Origin of the sequence: Kosakonia cowanii JCM 10956 = DSM 18146 (assembly GCF_001975225.1) — a bacterium.
Taxonomy (GTDB): Bacteria; Pseudomonadota; Gammaproteobacteria; order Enterobacterales; family Enterobacteriaceae; genus Kosakonia; species Kosakonia cowanii.
On the sequence record NZ_CP019445.1, the window covers coordinates 2,135,387 to 2,152,367 of the forward strand.

A 16,981-nucleotide genomic window follows, 5' to 3' on the forward strand; every position below is an offset into this window, starting at 1 on the left:
CTCACTGTTCGTCACTAGAAAACTTCAGAGTACACATTCTGTGTGTGCTGCGAAGTTTTGCTCTTTAAAAATCTGGATCAAGCTGAAAATTGAACACAGAACAATGCGATGTTCGTGAGTCTCAATGCGAATTGTTCCGTGAGTCTCTCAAATTTTCGCAACTGATGATGTTTTACGAAACGTCTTCGGGTTGTGAGGTTAAGCGACTAAGCGTACACGGTGGATGCCCTGGCAGTCAGAGGCGATGAAGGACGTGCTAATCTGCGAAAAGCGCCGGTAAGGTGATATGAACCGTTACAGCCGGCGATGTCCGAATGGGGAAACCCAGTGCAATCCGTTGCACTATCACAGCATGAATACATAGTGCTGTGAGGCGAACCGGGGGAACTGAAACATCTAAGTACCCCGAGGAAAAGAAATCAACCGAGATTCCCCCAGTAGCGGCGAGCGAACGGGGAACAGCCCAGAGCCTGAATCAGCCTGAGTGTTAGTGGAAGCGTCTGGAAAGTCGCGCGATACAGGGTGACAGCCCCGTACACAAAAGCACACAGGTTGTGAGCTCGATGAGTAGGGCGGGACACGTGGTATCCTGTCTGAATATGGGGGGACCATCCTCCAAGGCTAAATACTCCTGACTGACCGATAGTGAACCAGTACCGTGAGGGAAAGGCGAAAAGAACCCCGGCGAGGGGAGTGAAACAGAACCTGAAACCGTGTACGTACAAGCAGTGGGAGCCTCTTTATGGGGTGACTGCGTACCTTTTGTATAATGGGTCAGCGACTTATATTCTGTAGCAAGGTTAACCGTATAGGGGAGCCGCAGGGAAACCGAGTCTTAACTGGGCGTTAAGTTGCAGGGTATAGACCCGAAACCCGGTGATCTAGCCATGGGCAGGTTGAAGGTTGGGTAACACTAACTGGAGGACCGAACCGACTAATGTTGAAAAATTAGCGGATGACCTGTGGCTGGGGGTGAAAGGCCAATCAAACCGGGAGATAGCTGGTTCTCCCCGAAAGCTATTTAGGTAGCGCCTCGTGAATTCATCTCCGGGGGTAGAGCACTGTTTCGGCTAGGGGGCCATCCCGGCTTACCAACCCGATGCAAACTACGATACGAGATACACGGAGACATGTTATCACGGGAGACACACGGCGGGTGCTAACGTCCGTCGTGAAGAGGGAAACAACCCAGACCGCCAGCTAAGGTCCCAAAGTCATGGTTAAGTGGGAAACGATGTGGGAAGGCACAGACAGCCAGGATGTTGGCTTAGAAGCAGCCATCATTTAAAGAAAGCGTAATAGCTCACTGGTCGAGTCGGCCTGCGCGGAAGATGTAACGGGGCTAAACCATGCACCGAAGCTGCGGCAGCGACACTATGTGTTGTTGGGTAGGGGAGCGTTCTGTAAGCCGTCGAAGGTGGCCTGTGAGGGCTGCTGGAGGTATCAGAAGTGCGAATGCTGACATAAGTAACGATAAAGCGGGTGAAAAGCCCGCTCGCCGGAAGACCAAGGGTTCCTGTCCAACGTTAATCGGGGCAGGGTGAGTCGACCCCTAAGGCGAGGCCGAAAGGCGTAGTCGATGGGAAACAGGTTAATATTCCTGTACTTGGTGTTACTGCGAAGGGGGGACGGAGAAGGCTATGTCGGCCGGGCGACGGTTGTCCCGGTTTAAGCGTGTAGGTGTGTGTTCCAGGTAAATCCGGTTCACTTTAACACTGAGGCGTGATGACGAGGCACTACGGTGCTGAAGTGACAAATGCCCTGCTTCCAGGAAAAGCCTCTAAGCATCAGGTAACACGAAATCGTACCCCAAACCGACACAGGTGGTCAGGTAGAGAATACCAAGGCGCTTGAGAGAACTCGGGTGAAGGAACTAGGCAAAATGGTGCCGTAACTTCGGGAGAAGGCACGCTGGTGTGTAGGTGAAGCGACTTGCTCGCGGAGCTGAAACCAGTCGAAGATACCAGCTGGCTGCAACTGTTTATTAAAAACACAGCACTGTGCAAACACGAAAGTGGACGTATACGGTGTGACGCCTGCCCGGTGCCGGAAGGTTAATTGATGGGGTCAACCGCAAGGTGAAGCTCTTGATCGAAGCCCCGGTAAACGGCGGCCGTAACTATAACGGTCCTAAGGTAGCGAAATTCCTTGTCGGGTAAGTTCCGACCTGCACGAATGGCGTAATGATGGCCAGGCTGTCTCCACCCGAGACTCAGTGAAATTGAACTCGCTGTGAAGATGCAGTGTACCCGCGGCAAGACGGAAAGACCCCGTGAACCTTTACTATAGCTTGACACTGAACATTGAGCCTTGATGTGTAGGATAGGTGGGAGGCTTTGAAGCGTGGACGCCAGTCTGCGTGGAGCCAACCTTGAAATACCACCCTTTAATGTTTGATGTTCTAACGTGGACCCGTAATCCGGGTTGCGGACAGTGTCTGGTGGGTAGTTTGACTGGGGCGGTCTCCTCCTAAAGCGTAACGGAGGAGCACGAAGGTCAGCTAATCCTGGTCGGACATCAGGAGGTTAGTGCAATGGCATAAGCTGGCTTGACTGCGAGCGTGACGGCGCGAGCAGGTGCGAAAGCAGGTCATAGTGATCCGGTGGTTCTGAATGGAAGGGCCATCGCTCAACGGATAAAAGGTACTCCGGGGATAACAGGCTGATACCGCCCAAGAGTTCATATCGACGGCGGTGTTTGGCACCTCGATGTCGGCTCATCACATCCTGGGGCTGAAGTAGGTCCCAAGGGTATGGCTGTTCGCCATTTAAAGTGGTACGCGAGCTGGGTTTAGAACGTCGTGAGACAGTTCGGTCCCTATCTGCCGTGGGCGCTGGAGAATTGAGGGGGGCTGCTCCTAGTACGAGAGGACCGGAGTGGACGCATCACTGGTGTTCGGGTTGTCATGCCAATGGCACTGCCCGGTAGCTAAATGCGGAAGAGATAAGTGCTGAAAGCATCTAAGCACGAAACTTGCCCCGAGATGAGTTCTCCCTGAGACTATAAGTCTCCTGAAGGAACGTTGAAGACGACGACGTTGATAGGCCGGGTGTGTAAGCGCAGCGATGCGTTGAGCTAACCGGTACTAATGAACCGTGAGGCTTAACCTTACAACGCCGAAGATGTTTTGGCGATGAGAGACAGATTTTCAGCTGATACCAGATTAGATGTTAAGTCCGAAGGATTTTACGCAGCAGCAAGGCGGCAACTGAGACGAGACGACAGGAGCATACTGAAGTATGTGACTGTTGCGAGCGAAGGCAGCCAACGCAGGAGCGGCGTGAAAGACACAGGACGGAGCACAAAGAATTTGCCTGGCGGCACTAGCGCGGTGGTCCCACCTGACCCCATGCCGAACTCAGAAGTGAAACGCCGTAGCGCCGATGGTAGTGTGGGGTCTCCCCATGCGAGAGTAGGGAACTGCCAGGCATCAAATTAAGCAGTAAACCGGGGCAACAAACCGGTGGTTGTGAAAAAATTCGGTGGAGCGGTAGTTCAGTCGGTTAGAATACCTGCCTGTCACGCAGGGGGTCGCGGGTTCGAGTCCCGTCCGTTCCGCCACTTATTTTAAGAACCGTATCTCTCACGAGATACGGTTTTTTTTCGTCTGCAATTTGTGAAAAAGGGCCAAACGGCCCTGTTATTTACTCTTCCCAGCGCTTTAACAGCAAACTGGCATTCACCCCGCCGAAGCCAAAACCATTCGACATCGCGTAGCGAATCTCAAGTGGGCATGCGGCAAGCGCCACCAGATTTAACCCATCGGCCTTCTCATCAGGATGATGTAAATTCAGCGTCGGTGGTGCGATCTGTTCACGCAACGCCTGAACCGTGAAGATCGCTTCAATACCGCCCGCGGCACCCAAAAGATGCCCGGTCGCTGACTTAGTCGATGTAATCGCTACCGTACTGTTCGCACCAAACACACGCTTTATCGCTGCCAGTTCGCCCTTATCACCAACCGGAGTAGACGTCGCATGAGCGTTAATGTGCTGGATATCGGAGGCTGAAATTCCCGCCTGACGGATCGCGGCTTCCATCGCCCGTGCGGCACCGTTACCATCTTCCGGGCCGGCAGTGAGATGATGCGCATCTGCGCGGGTGCCATAACCCACCAGTTCCGCCAGCGGCGTCGCGCCGCGTGCCAGCGCATGTTCGAGCGATTCAATCACCAGCAGCCCGGCACCTTCACCCATCACAAATCCATCACGATCGCGATCAAATGGGCGTGAAGCAGTTGTCGGTTGATCGTTAAAACCGCTCGAAAGCGCCCGTGCAGCTGCAAATCCGGCAAGGCTTACCCGATGGATCGCCGCTTCACTGCCGCCGCATAGGGCGATATCTGCCTCGCCGCTGCGTATCAACCGCGCGGCATCACCAATGGCCTGCGCGCCGGCCGCACATGCCGAAACGGGCGCGCCGATCGGGCCGCGAAAACCATAGTTAATCGAGACATGGCCGGCTGCGAGGTTGGCAAGGAAAGAGGGAACGGTAAACGGGGAGAGTTTGCGAGGCCCGCGTGAATCGGTGGTGCGCACCGCGTTGGTGATCTCACTGAAGCCACCGATCCCGGTGGCAATAACCGTTGCGGTTCGATCGCGCTGCGCCTCCTCCTGAGGGAACCAGTTCGCCTGCGTCAGCGCTTCTTTCGCTGCCACCAGTGCGAACTCAATAAAACGATCCATCTTTTTACGTTCTTTCGCCGGGATCGTGCTTAAGGGATCGAAACCGTGATGCGGATCCTCTTCAATCGAAGGGACCTGGCCTGCCACTTTGCAGGCAATATCGTCGACCATTTCGTCGTCAAGGCGGGAAATACCCGATTTGCCCGCAACCAATGATGACCAGACGTGGGAAAGGCCACAGCCCAGCGGGCTGACGATGCCCATACCGGTTATAACGACGCGCTTTTGCGAAATGCTCATATTCACTCCTCCTTATTCATCTGTAATTGTGGCGCATATTTCAGCGACGTCTCTCCAGCCTGCTTACGTTGCAAATATTGATGACGATAGTGGAGAACCGGCGACGCTGCCGGGCCTGGCACCATGGCGTATTTTTCAGGGGTTATGGCTTCGCCGGTGGCCTTATCGACGAGGATCGCTTCAACCGGGCGCGCGGTTTCCCGCTCAACCAGCATCATCTGTGGACCTTCAGGTGAGAAATGGCGGTTTCCCCACTGCGCCAGCGCGATGATGACTGGACGAAAATCATAGCCTAACGGCGTGAGGTGATATTCATAGCGCGGCGGGGTTGTGCTGTAGCTCACCTTTTCAAGCAACCCCTCTTCAACCAGCTCCTTCAGGCGCCGGGAGAGAATGTTCGGCGCAATATTGGCGTTTTTCTGGAACTCATCAAAACGGGTAAAGCCTGCGAAGGCGTCGCGCAGGATAATCATGCTCCAGCTATCACCAATGCGTCCCAGACTTCGGGCAATAGGGCAGGGAGCCTGGTAAAGTGCTTCATTTTTCATGGTGGTATCTGCTGTAGTAAACATGCCACACCAAAGTGACATAGTGACTTTCAATATGCAAGTCACTACTTTTAGCACTATTGCCGCTGCGGCAAATATCCTCTGCTTTACTGCCTCTTTTTCCCCCGTGCTCAACTCACCATAATCACGCCATCTGTTAAGAAATAATGAGAGAGGAATTGATATGTCTATCCCTGCATTTGGTCTGGGGACCTTCCGTTTAACCGATGAGGCGGTAATCGCCTCGGTGAAAACCGCCCTTGAACTGGGTTATCGCGTGATTGATACCGCACAGATCTATGGCAATGAAGCCGCCATTGGCGAAGCGCTGGCGCAGAGTGGCGTCGCGCGGGAATCGCTGTTTATCACTACTAAAATCTGGACTGAAAACCTGGGTGAAGGCCAGCTGATCCCAAGCCTGCAAGAGAGCCTGAAGAAGTTAGGCACCGACTACGTTGATTTGACGCTGATTCACTGGCCATCGCCGGGCGCAGCGGTGCCGGTTGCCGAGTCGATGCAGCAGTTGATGAACGCCAAAGCGCAGGGGCTAACGCGTCAGATCGGCGTCTCCAACTTCACGATTGAGTTAATGGAGCAGGCGATTGCAGCAGTCGGGGCGGAAAATATTGCCACTAACCAGATTGAGCTTTCACCCTATCTGCAGAACCGAAAAGTGGCGCAGTGGGCAAAAGAGCACGGGATCCACATCACCTCCTATATGACGCTGGCGTATGGTAAGGCGCTGAAAGATGCCACGATTGCCCGCATCGCGCAGAAGCACAGCGCAACGCCAGCGCAGGTGATCCTGGCATGGGCAATGGGGGAGGGGTACGCGGTGATCCCATCCTCAACCAAACGCGAGAACCTGGCGAGCAACCTGCAAGCAAAGACGCTGAAACTGGATGCGGATGACAGAGCCGCTATCGCCGCGCTGGATTGCAATGACCGGCTGGTCAGCCCGGAAGGGCTTGCGCCTGAGTGGGATTAATCAGCAACGTGACGGGAGCCTGGCTCCCGTTTTCGCTTATCTGCCCGTCTGCGGCACATGCTCGCTGACGAAGTCGATAAAGGCGCGGATACGCGTACTCACCGCCCGATCGCTGTAGTAGACGGCGCTGAAGGGCATCTCTACCGGCAGCAGTTTGTCTGACATCAACGCAACCAGCTCGCCGCTCGCCAGCTCTTTATCAATCATATAATCCGACAGGCTGGCGATACCGTTGCCGCTCAGACAGAGATGTTTAAGGGTTTCACCGCTATTAGAGGCGAGCGTGGGCGTCACCTCCAGCAGTTGACCATCCGCTGCCGCCACCGGCCAGGTATTCAACGATACCGGCTCGGTAAATCCGAGGCAGACATGGTTTTGCAAATCCTCGACCGTTTCAGGCGTACCGTAACGGGCAAGGTATTCGGGCGAAGCGATAATTTTGCGGTAGCTCTTAAAGAGCGGACGCGCGCGCAGGCTGGAATCAGTCAGCTTGCCGACGCGAATAGCGACATCCACTTTACGTTCAATCAGGTTGATAAAGGTTTCGCTCGAGACCAGCGACAGGCTGATCTCCGGGTAACGTTCACGAAACGGCTTAATCAGCGGCATTAAAAAATGCAGCACTACCGGCGTGGCGGCATCGATACGCAGCGTGCCGCGCGGCACCGATTTATTCTCCATCACCTCGTTTTCCGCCGCCGCCATCTCCTGCAGCACCGTTTGTACGCGACGGAAATAGCGCTCGCCCTCTTCAGTGAGGCTAAGCTGGCGAGTGGTGCGATTGAGCAGGTTAACGCCGAGCTTATTCTCCAGCTTCTTCACCGCCCGGCTAATGGCTGAGTTTGCCTGACCAAGACGTTCAGCGGCACGGCTGAAACTGCCGCTCTCCACGACCGCGACAAAAATGGCGAGTTCTTCCGAGGTGGTTTTCATTATTGCCTCTGTAGCAACATTTCAACGAGATTATTCATGCGCGTGTATTTAACCACGCCGCGTGTCGCAACGCCATCGCGCGGCCTAAAGGTCAATGGCACCTATACAAGCTGGCGCTTTTCTGGTGATTATTCGTTGAAACTATGGTCTACAATCCCTATAACTGAGTGACGCCCCTTTTTCGGGCGCGGAAATCAAAGAGGTTCAAAGCCGAAGTGGCGAAAAATACTTACGCTATGCGATATGTTGCCGGACAACCTGCGGAGCGCATTTTACCGCCGGGATCGTTCGCCAGTATTGGTCAGGCTTTACCTGCCGGGGTTCCTCTCAGCCAGGATGAAAAGATCCGCGTACTGGTATGGAACATCTTCAAGCAGCAGCGGGCGGAGTGGCTCTCGGTGCTGCAAAGCTTCGGCAAAGATGCGCACCTGGTTCTGTTGCAGGAAGCGCAGACGACGCCCGAACTGGTGAGTTTCGCAACCAGCAACTATCTTGCTGCCGATCAGGTTCCCGCCTTTGTGCTGCCTCAGCACCCCTCAGGCGTGATGACGCTCTCTTCTGCCCATCCGGTCTATTGCTGCCCTCTGCGCGAGCGTGAGCCGATTCTGCGGCTGGCAAAGTCAGCCCTGGTGACGGTCTACCCGCTGCCGGACAGCCGTAATCTGATGGTGGTGAATGTGCATGCGGTCAACTTCAGTCTCGGTGTCGATGTCTACAGTAAACAGCTGCTGCCGATTGGCGACCAGATTGGCCGCCACGATGGCCCGGTAATTATGGCCGGCGATTTTAATGCCTGGAGCCGCCCGCGCATGAATGCCCTCTACCGTTTTGCGCGCGAAATGGCGCTGCGGCAGGTACGATTCACCGATGACAATCGCAGTCGAGCCTTTGGCCGACCACTCGATTTTGTCTTCTATCGTGGCTTAAATGTTGATGAGGCGTCGGTGCTGGTGACCCGCGCATCGGATCACAATCCGCTGCTGGTAGAGTTCAGCCCGCTCCCTTCCGGCAAGTAGGGCGAAAAAAAGATAAAAAAAAGCACCGTGGGGAAACGGTGCTTTTTTTATTGCTTCAGGTCAGGAGTCTGGCGTCGCGCTGTTCTTCACGAAGAGCGTGATTTGATCGCCCGGTCGCAGATTGGAGGTATCGGTGTTCCAGCGCATCACATCTTTGATGTTCACGCCGTGACGTTTCGCGATACTCGACAACGAATCACCTTTGCGCACGCGATAGGTAATGCTATCGCTGTTGCTGGCAAGACGTTGTGCGCTGCTGCCTGCACCAACCGTCAGGTTTTGACCCACCTTCAGGTTCGCGCCGCGCAGATTATTCCACTGCTTCAGATCCTTCGCGCTTACGCCGAGGCGTGACGCGATGCCTGAGATCGTATCGCCTGAGCGAACCTTGTAGCTCTTGCTGGAGAGCGGGGTGTTATCCGCAACCAGCGTCGGCTGTACGGCGGCGATTTCGCCGGATGCCAGCGACTCACGCAGTTGATCTGCATGTTTCTTCGGCACCATCACGTACTGTGGACCAGCTGAACCCAACGTCGAACCTTTAACGCCTGCGTTAAACGCCTTCAGTTTGTTGACGGAAATTCCCGCCATTTCAGCCAGCTGACTCACTTCTACCGGGCTACTCAGCCTGACGCGCGCCAGCGCACGGCTTTCGTCCGGCGTCGGCAGATTAATGCCATAGCGTTTGCTGTTTTTGAGAAGATCGCTCAACGCCAGCATCTTAGGCACATAAATCTTTGTTTCATAAGGCAATGACAGCGACCAAAAATCGGTGGGTTTCCCCTGCGCTTTGTTCGCTTTAATTGCCTTCAGCACGCGGCCTTCACCGCTGTTATAGGCGGCAACGGTCAGTAACCAGTCGCCGTCAAACATACGGTTAAGACGCTGCATCATGTCGAGCGCGGCCGTGGTAGAGGCCACAATGTCACGACGCGCATCGTAGCTGCGTGTCTGTTTTAAACCATAATTTCGCCCTGTGCTCGGAATGATTTGCCAAATGCCTGCGGCATTGGCACCAGACGTTGCGTGCGGGTTAAAAGCGCTCTCCACTATGGGTAGTAGTACCAGTTCCATGGGCATGTTACGTTTTTTAACTTGCCCAGCTATCCAGTACATATACGGCTCTGCCCGTAAAGTTACATCGTGGAGATAGCTCTTATTGTTTAAATACTTCAGTTTCTGTTCGCGAATCCGGCTGTTTTCCGGAATTCCCATCTTTAGCTCGTCGCTTATGGAGGCCCACAAGTTGCTATCCGTTTGGTCGGCGAGTGTTCCGTCGTCCATCCAGCGTGCCTGACTTGTGAACTTCCCAGCTTCCCCTTGACCAGCTGCAGAAAGGCTCTGTGCGTGCTGTTGTACCGAACCGTCGCGCTGCGACGCCTGGCACCCCACGAGCAGGACAGAGGCGAGTAATATCGCTCTTGCCTTCATGTGTGTGTCAATAGTAGTTGCTTAAAAGACGAGCGATGATAACGGCGATGTTTTCAAAAGGCAACCCGCAATGTCAGAAAGCATCTTTCTTTGCCCGTAACCAGGCGAAACGCTCCTCTGGATGTTGCAATAGGCTTTCTTGATTTATTACTTCAATTAAATCAGCATCTTCCGTGCGTAAAAATAAATTTATTTTCCGCTCATTTTTCAGAATTACAGGGAGTGTCTTTTCGTTTTTAGCACGTAACTCACTCACTTTCTTATAGTATTCCTGAACCTCTGCATCTTCAGGCAGCACGCTGACAGCAAACTTCATATTCCCTAAAGTGTATTCATGTGCGCAACAAATCACCGTGTCATCGGGAAGGGCGTTAATTTTACAGAAGGATTGATACATCTGCGTTGCCGTCCCTTCAAATAATCTTCCACAGCCGCCAGAGAAGAGCGTATCGCCGCAAAAAAGGTAAGGAAAACTGAAGAAACAGATATGTCCTAAAGTGTGCCCTGGGGTGGCGAAGACCGAGAAATCCTGGCCTAAAACGGTGACCGTATCGCCTTCGGCCACAACCTGAGTGGTGCCCTTATGTTGTGTCTCTGCTGGCCCATAAACCACTACATCAGGGAAAGCGTCGCGCAGTGCCTGCACACCGCCGACATGATCGTTATGGTGATGCGTCAGTAGAATAGCTTCGGGTTGCCACTTGTGCTCTTCAATGGCACGCAGCACCGGGGCGGCTTCGCCCGGATCGACAATCAGGCAGCGCCCGTCATGCTCGCTCAACACCCAGATGTAGTTGTCCTGAAACGCGGGAATACTGTTAAGATTCATAAATTACCTCTCAAAGCGTAGCGGAAGGTTGTAATGAAGCCGGCAAGGACTCCCCGAAAATTCGTCGCGCCCGTAAACTGGGGCGCGCTCCCAAAAGGTGTTTATTACCGTCAGGCGCTGGAGGAGGAGCTCAAGCCGTGGCTGGTGAAAATGTATGGTTTTCACCTGCTTAAGATTGGCAACCTCAGCGCGGAAATCAACCTTGAAAGCTGCGCGATCTCCCACCAGGTCAATGTCTCGCTGGCAGGCGAACCGGCGCAGGTGCGCGCGGATCCGCTCTATTTGCCGTTTGCAGAAAAGTCCGTCGATGCCTGCCTGCTGGCCCATACCCTGCCCTGGTGCCCCGATCCTCACCGGCTGCTGCAGGAGGTCGATCGTGTGCTGATTGACGATGGCTGGCTGGTGATGAGCGGGTTTAACCCCATCAGCCTGTTAGGCGCCTGCAAAGCGGTGCCGTTTGCGCGCCGCTCGCCGGCGGTCAAAAGCCGAATGTTCACCCTCACGCGCCAGTTTGACTGGCTCGCGCTGCTCAATTTTGAAGTGCTTCATTATAGCCGCTTTCGCGTGTTGCCCTGGACGAAGCAGGGCGGAAAGCTGCTGAGCGCGCATCTGCCGGCGTTGGGCTGTATGCAGCTGATCGTGGCCCGTAAACGCACCATTCCGCTGACCATCAACCCGTTAAAGCAGAGCCGCTCACGGGCGCGCGTGCCGCAGGCCGTTGGCGCGACACGGCAATCTTAAGCCAGCGTTTCCGGCTGGTAACCGACATCTTCCTGGGTGGGATTCATCGCCGCCGCGCGCGCCAGCTCATCGCAGCGTTCGTTTTCCGGATGCCCGGCGTGGCCTTTCACCCACTCCCAGCGGATTTGATGCTGGCTGAGCGCTGCATCGAGCCGCTTCCACAGGTCGACATTTTTAACCGGCTTCTTATCCGCCGTTTTCCAGCCGCGTTTTTTCCAGTTGTGGATCCACTGGGTAATGCCCTGGCGCACATACTGGCTGTCGGTGCTGAGCACCACTTCGCAGTGCTCTTTCAGCGCTTCAAGGGAGACAATCGCCGCCATTAGCTCCATGCGATTGTTGGTGGTTAAACGGTAACCTTCGCTGAAGGTCCGCTCATGTCCGCGATAACGTAAAATGGCACCATATCCACCCGGTCCCGGATTGCCGAGGCACGATCCGTCGGTGAAAATTTCTACCTGTTTGAGCATCTCTGGTAGACTTCCTGAGTTGAAAACGACAAGTCTGACATAAATGGCCGCTATGAGCACTGCAATTACACGACAGATCGTCCTCGATACCGAAACCACCGGTATGAACCAAATCGGTGCGCACTACGAAGGGCATAAGATCATTGAGATCGGTGCGGTTGAGGTGATAAACCGCCGCCTGACCGGCAATAACTATCACGTCTACCTGAAGCCCGATCGGCTGGTGGACCCGGAAGCATTTGGCGTTCACGGCATCGCCGATGAGTTCCTGCTGGATAAACCGACCTTCGGCGATATTGCCGATGAGTTTATCGACTATATCCGCGGCGCGGAGCTGGTGATCCATAACGCCTCGTTTGATATCGGCTTTATGGATTATGAGTTCAGCAAGCTGAACCGTGGAATTCCGAAAACCGAAACCTTCTGCAAAATTACCGACAGCCTGGCACTGGCGCGCAGGATGTTTCCGGGCAAGCGTAACAGCCTTGATGCGCTCTGCTCGCGTTACGAAATAGATAACAGCAAGCGAACGCTGCACGGCGCACTTCTCGACTCCCAAATCCTTGCCGACGTCTATCTGATGATGACCGGCGGCCAGACATCGATAAAGTTTTCGATGGAGGGCGAGAACCAGAATCAGTCAGGCGAAGCGGGGATCCAGCGCGTTGTGCGCCAGGCAAACAAATTGCGCGTTGTTTTAGCCAGTGATGAAGAGCTGATGGCCCATGAATCGCGCCTCGATTTAGTACAGAAAAAGGGCGGAAGTTGCCTCTGGCGCGGCTAAATTCATTTATTAACCGTGAAAAATCAGCCCGTGGGCGATTTTTGCAGCAAACGATTCAAAACAAGAGAAAAAGCGTTGACGGCACCAGGCGCAATACGTAATATGCGCCTCGTTCCCTAACAGGAACACAACGCGGAGCGGTAGTTCAGTCGGTTAGAATACCTGCCTGTCACGCAGGGGGTCGCGGGTTCGAGTCCCGTCCGTTCCGCCACTATTCAGAAGGCCTGAATCAGCAATGATTCAGGCCTTCGTCGTTTCTACTCCTTCACCACCGCGCGCTGCGCGATAAATCCGCTCTCCACGCCCGCGCGCTCATGACGCGCCAGCCAGCAGTAGCAACCTGCACCGAGAAAGACGCCGATAAACCAGCTGAAGTTTGCCACTTCATGCAGCGCCGGAATAAAGCTGATCACCAGGCCTACCATCACCGACGGCAGCAGCGCGGCAATCGCTTTGGGGTTAAAGCCGTTTTTGTACCAGTAACGCCCGTTCGGGGAGACCGTAAAGAGATCGTCGACAAACACCTGGCCGCGTTTAATCAGGTAGAAGTCCGCCAGCAGAATGCCGAACAGCGGGCCGATACAGGCACCGAGCACATCCAGCGTGTAGTGGATTAACTCCGGCGACTGGAACAGATTCCACGGCGTCAGCAGCACCGAGCCGACCGCCGCAATCATTCCCCCGGTACGGAAGCTGATCTTCTGCGGCGCGCAGTTAGAAAAATCAAACGCCGGTGAGACGAAGTTCGCCACGATATTAATGCCGATAGTCGCAGTAATCATGGTCAGCAGGCCAATCGCCATCGCCAGATCGCTGCCCACGTGGCTGACGGTTTCAATCGGGTCGGTGATCATTTTGCCAAACAGCGATTGCGTTCCCGAGACAATCACCACCGTCACAATCGAGAAGAGCAGGAAGTTAAAGGGCAGTCCCCAGCGGTTGCCGCGGCGGATCGCCTGCATGCTTTTGCCGTAGCGGGAGAAGTCACCAAAGTTGAGCAGCGGGCCGGAGAAGTAGGAGACCACCAGCGCCGTGGCGGTGATCATCTGCCACGCTTGCTCACCCGGCGTCAGCGCCTTGCTGGCAAGGGTAAAGGAGATGCCGTCAAACCCGGTCTGGTAGAGGATCCAGCCCGCCAGCGCCATCATCACTACATACACCGCCGGTCCGGCGACATCAATAAAGCGTTTGATCGCGTTCATTCCGTGCCAGAACACCAGTGCCTGCAGCGCCCACATAATGCCGAAGCAGATCCAGCCCAGCGCCGACAGCCCCAGAAAGTGGCTGCTTGTCAGCGCGCCCAGCGAAGGCCAGAATTTCAGCGCCACCAGCATCAGGGCGTTGGCGGCGAGATAGGTTTGAATCCCGTACCAGGCGAAGGCGATAAGTCCGCGGATCACCGCCGGAATATTGGCGCCGAATACGCCAAATGCCTGACGGCAAATCACCGCATAGGGCACGCCGGTCATCTGGCTCGGCTTCGCCACCAGGTTTGCACAGAGCTGCACAATACAGATCCCCACCAACAGGCAGAGCAGCACCTGCCAGCTGGCGAGCCCTAAGGCAAAGAAGCTGGCGGCAACCACATAGCCGCCCATGCTGTGCACATCGGACATCCAGAACGAGAAGATGTTGTACCAGGTCCAGTTCTGCTGGCGAGTCGGCGCAAGGTCCTCATTGGTCAATCTTGGGCTATAACGAGCATCGTACTGCGGTTCAGGGTTTGGCATGGAATCTGCTCCTTTAAATAGCGATAGCGTTCATAGGTCTGCTATCGGCTATTGCATTAACCAGGCCAGGTTTGGATTTTTTGTATACAAGACAGATAAAAACCGTATACAAAAAAGGCAATGCTGCGTCACACAGGAATCAGGTTATGAATCATTACACCGGGCTACAGGCGCCTGCGGATCGGGAAGAGAGAGAGCATTTCATCTGGCAATCGCTGTTAACGGCCATTGTTGAGCACCAGTTGCCGCCGGGCAGTAAGTTGCCTGAAGAGGCGCTGGCGGAAGTATTTGGCGTTAGCCGCACTGGCATTCGTAAAGTGCTCACACGCCTTGCAACGGTGCAAATGATCACCATCGCGCCCAGGCGCGGTGCATTTGTCGCTAATCCTGGCATCGACGAGTCAAAAGAGATCTTCGCCACGCGCAAAATGATCGAGTGTGCCAACCTGCCGCAGGTGCTGGCACATCTGCAACCGCCGCATCTGGCGGCGCTGGAGGCGATCATTGCCGAGGAGGAAGCGGCGCACCAGCAGCATGACGGCGCGGCGGCCATTCGCCACTCGGCGGCTTTCCATATTCAATTACAGGCGATATCGGGCAATACGGTGGTGACCGATATTATCACCACCCTGACGCAGCGCTCCTCGCTGGTGATTGCCGCCTGGGGCGCGCCGTGGCAGCAGGGCTGCCGCTGTCACGATCACGATGCGTTAATCGAACTCTTACGTAACAAAGACCTGGCGGGCCTTGAGCATGCCATGGCGCACCACTTCGACCACATTGTTTCCAGCCTGCGCTTTGAGCGCAGCGGCGAAACGCTGCCGGATTTTACCCGCCTGTTTGGCACCCGAGGAGAGCCGCAATGAGTGCATTTTGTATACAAGTCATTAACCCCAATACCAGCCCGGAGATGACCGAAACCATAGCCAGCGCTGCGCGCCGCATCGCCTCGCCGGGCACAACTATCCTCGCCAGCTGCCCGACGCAGGGCGTGGAATCCATAGAAGGGCATTTCGATGAAGCGATTGCCGCCATCGGCGTGCTGGAGCAGGTAAAGCAGGGCAAAGCGCAGGGCGCGCAGGGGCATGTGATCGCCTGCTTTGGCGACCCGGGATTGCTGGCGGCGCGGGAACTGGCGAGCGGCCCGGTTATCGGTATTGCCGAAGCGGCAATGCATATGGCGACGCTGGTGGCGACGCGTTTCTCGATTGTCACCACGCTGCCGCGCACGGTGATCATCGCCCGCCATTTACTGCGCCAGTATGGCTTTGAACATCACTGCGCCGCGCTGCACGCCATCGATTTACCGGTGCTGGCTTTGGAAGATGGCACGGGTCTTGCTCAGCAAAAGGTACGCGAGCGTTGTATACAAGCCAAACGTGAGGATGGAAGCGGGGCGATTGTGCTGGGGTGCGGCGGTATGGCGAATCTTGCCAGTGAACTGACGCAGGAGTTGGGCATCCCGGTGATCGACGGCGTAACGGCGGCGGTCAAAATGGTTGAGTCCTTGCTCGCCCTCGGTTTTGGCACCAGTAAATATGGCGATCTCGCGTATCCCAATAAAAAGCCGCTTTCAGGATGCTTCGATATGCTCAGCTGAAGGCGGCCCCGGTTAAGAGGTCGAATCAGCATGCAAGCAGCAACCGAGACTCCCTTCTGGCACTTTACTGCCGACTACCCGCGCGATATGGCGGGCTACGCCGGCAAGCCGCCGCACGCACAGTGGCCGGGCGGCGCGCGCATCGCCGTGCAGTTTGTGCTTAATTTTGAAGAGGGCGGAGAGAACCATGTTCTGCACGGCGACAGCGGCTCGGAGCAGTTTCTCTCCGACATCATCGGCGCGGCCAGCTACCCGGCGCGCCATATGTCGATGGACTCCCTCTATGAGTACGGTTCGCGCGCCGGTTTCTGGCGCATCCATCAGGAGTTTCAGCAGCGCGGCCTGCCGTTAACGGTGTTTGGCGTGGCGATGGCGCTGGCGCGCAATCCGGCGATTGTCGAGGCGATCAAGGCGGCGGATTATGACGTGGTGAGCCACGGCTGGCGCTGGATCCACTACCAGGATCTCGATATCCAGACCGAGCGCCAGCATATGCAGCAGGCGATTGAGATCCTGCAAACGCTGTTCGGCAAACGCCCGCTCGGCTGGTATACCGGGCGCGACAGCCCCAATACCCGCGCGCTGGTGGTAGAGCAGGGCGATTTTCTCTATGACAGCGACTACTACGGCGACGATCTGCCCTTCTGGACTACCGTCGGCGAAAAACCGCATCTGATTGTGCCCTACACGCTGGATGCCAACGACATGCGCTTTGCCACCGCGCAGGGGTTTAACACCGCCGAGCAGTTTTACACCTACCTGAAAGACAGTTTCGATGTGCTCTATGCCGAGGGCGAAACGGCACCGAAGATGATGTCGATCGGCATGCACTGCCGTCTGCTGGGGCGACCGGGGCGGTTTCGCGCCCTGCAGCGTTTTCTTGATTACGTGCAAAGCCACGACAAGGTGTGGATCTGCCGCCGCCAGGAGATCGCCGAGCACTGGCTGAAACATCACCCCTATAAAGCGTAACCGGCCTGCTGCCC

14 protein-coding genes, 2 tRNA genes and 2 rRNA genes are annotated in these 16,981 nt (G+C 55.5%); 11 read left to right on the top strand and 7 right to left on the bottom strand.

Features of this window, described 5'->3' with window-relative positions; translation table 11 throughout:
• The first annotated feature begins 196 nt into the window (after nt 1–196).
• The 3 genes from BWI95_RS10020 (at nt 197) to BWI95_RS10030 (ending at nt 3,561) form a co-directional block, all read left to right on the top strand.
• Nucleotides 197–3,110: ribosomal RNA gene (locus BWI95_RS10020) — 23S ribosomal RNA — on the top strand.
• A 203-nt stretch (nt 3,111–3,313) separates the two neighbouring features.
• A 5S ribosomal RNA gene (rrf, locus tag BWI95_RS10025) occupies nt 3,314–3,429 on the top strand.
• A 55-nt stretch (nt 3,430–3,484) separates the two neighbouring features.
• Nucleotides 3,485–3,561: transfer RNA gene (locus BWI95_RS10030), tRNA-Asp, on the top strand.
• Nucleotides 3,562–3,644: 83 nt separating this feature from the next.
• Here the strand turns inward: BWI95_RS10030 and fabF are convergent.
• Both fabF and BWI95_RS10040 read right to left on the bottom strand, forming a co-directional pair.
• Complete coding sequence (gene fabF / locus BWI95_RS10035; RefSeq protein WP_054804266.1) at nt 3,645–4,925, bottom strand: beta-ketoacyl-ACP synthase II; 1,281 nt, start codon at nt 4,923–4,925, stop codon at nt 3,645–3,647.
• A gap of 2 nt (nt 4,926–4,927) precedes the next feature.
• The gene (locus tag BWI95_RS10040) at nt 4,928–5,473 is read right to left on the bottom strand and encodes a winged helix-turn-helix transcriptional regulator (protein ID WP_054804267.1); all 546 of its coding nucleotides are present in this window, start codon (nt 5,471–5,473) and stop codon (nt 4,928–4,930) included.
• A gap of 184 nt (nt 5,474–5,657) precedes the next feature.
• Between BWI95_RS10040 and dkgB the strand changes: the two genes are divergently transcribed.
• Complete coding sequence (gene dkgB / locus BWI95_RS10045; RefSeq protein WP_076769416.1) at nt 5,658–6,461, top strand: 2,5-didehydrogluconate reductase DkgB; 804 nt, start codon at nt 5,658–5,660, stop codon at nt 6,459–6,461.
• Nucleotides 6,462–6,497: 36 nt separating this feature from the next.
• On the opposite strand, the gene yafC is transcribed toward dkgB, so the two are convergent.
• On the bottom strand, nt 6,498–7,394 hold the full coding sequence (gene yafC / locus BWI95_RS10050) for a DNA-binding transcriptional regulator YafC (RefSeq protein ID WP_042717373.1): 897 nt from the start codon (nt 7,392–7,394) through the stop codon (nt 6,498–6,500).
• 215 nt (nt 7,395–7,609) lie between these two features.
• Between yafC and BWI95_RS10055 the strand changes: the two genes are divergently transcribed.
• Nucleotides 7,610–8,410, top strand: coding sequence for an endonuclease/exonuclease/phosphatase family protein (locus BWI95_RS10055; protein ID WP_054804268.1), 801 nt, complete (start codon nt 7,610–7,612; stop codon nt 8,408–8,410).
• A 60-nt stretch (nt 8,411–8,470) separates the two neighbouring features.
• On the opposite strand, the gene mltD is transcribed toward BWI95_RS10055, so the two are convergent.
• Nucleotides 8,471–9,841, bottom strand: a complete 1,371-nt coding sequence (gene mltD, locus BWI95_RS10060) for a murein transglycosylase D (protein WP_054804269.1) — start codon at nt 9,839–9,841, stop codon at nt 8,471–8,473.
• A 73-nt stretch (nt 9,842–9,914) separates the two neighbouring features.
• Nucleotides 9,915–10,670: a hydroxyacylglutathione hydrolase gene (gloB, locus tag BWI95_RS10065; RefSeq protein ID WP_076769417.1), complete on the bottom strand. Its 756-nt coding sequence runs from the start codon at nt 10,668–10,670 to the stop codon at nt 9,915–9,917.
• A 33-nt stretch (nt 10,671–10,703) separates the two neighbouring features.
• Here gloB and BWI95_RS10070 point away from each other — a divergent pair, with 33 nt between their 5' ends.
• Entirely contained in the window at nt 10,704–11,411 is a 708-nt protein-coding gene (locus tag BWI95_RS10070) for a class I SAM-dependent methyltransferase (RefSeq protein WP_054804270.1), read from the top strand.
• Here BWI95_RS10070 and rnhA read toward each other — a convergent pair.
• A complete protein-coding gene (gene rnhA, locus BWI95_RS10075) occupies nt 11,408–11,980 on the bottom strand; it encodes a ribonuclease HI (protein WP_161629337.1) in 573 nt (190 codons plus the stop codon). The genes BWI95_RS10070 and rnhA overlap by 4 nt on opposite strands.
• On the opposite strand from rnhA, the gene dnaQ reads away from it, so the two are divergent.
• The gene (gene dnaQ / locus BWI95_RS10080; RefSeq protein ID WP_042712390.1) at nt 11,934–12,665 is read left to right on the top strand and encodes a DNA polymerase III subunit epsilon; all 732 of its coding nucleotides are present in this window, start codon (nt 11,934–11,936) and stop codon (nt 12,663–12,665) included. The two genes, rnhA and dnaQ, sit on opposite strands and share 47 nt — an antisense overlap.
• A gap of 134 nt (nt 12,666–12,799) precedes the next feature.
• A tRNA-Asp gene (locus BWI95_RS10085) sits at nt 12,800–12,876 on the top strand.
• Between the two features lie 46 nt (nt 12,877–12,922).
• Here the strand turns inward: BWI95_RS10085 and BWI95_RS10090 are convergent.
• Entirely contained in the window at nt 12,923–14,395 is a 1,473-nt protein-coding gene (locus tag BWI95_RS10090; RefSeq protein ID WP_076769419.1) for an NCS1 family nucleobase:cation symporter-1, read from the bottom strand.
• Between the two features lie 146 nt (nt 14,396–14,541).
• Here BWI95_RS10090 and BWI95_RS10095 point away from each other — a divergent pair, with 146 nt between their 5' ends.
• From BWI95_RS10095 to puuE, 3 genes are read left to right on the top strand one after another with little or no spacing between them, the layout of a single operon-like run.
• A complete protein-coding gene (locus BWI95_RS10095; RefSeq protein ID WP_054804271.1) occupies nt 14,542–15,261 on the top strand; it encodes a GntR family transcriptional regulator in 720 nt (239 codons plus the stop codon).
• Nucleotides 15,258–15,995: an aspartate/glutamate racemase family protein gene (locus BWI95_RS10100; RefSeq protein ID WP_023479471.1), complete on the top strand. Its 738-nt coding sequence runs from the start codon at nt 15,258–15,260 to the stop codon at nt 15,993–15,995. Before BWI95_RS10095 ends, BWI95_RS10100 begins: the two co-directional genes overlap by 4 nt.
• Before the next feature lie 30 nt (nt 15,996–16,025).
• Nucleotides 16,026–16,967, top strand: a complete 942-nt coding sequence (puuE, locus tag BWI95_RS10105; protein ID WP_076769420.1) for an allantoinase PuuE — start codon at nt 16,026–16,028, stop codon at nt 16,965–16,967.
• Nucleotides 16,968–16,981 lie beyond the last annotated feature (14 nt).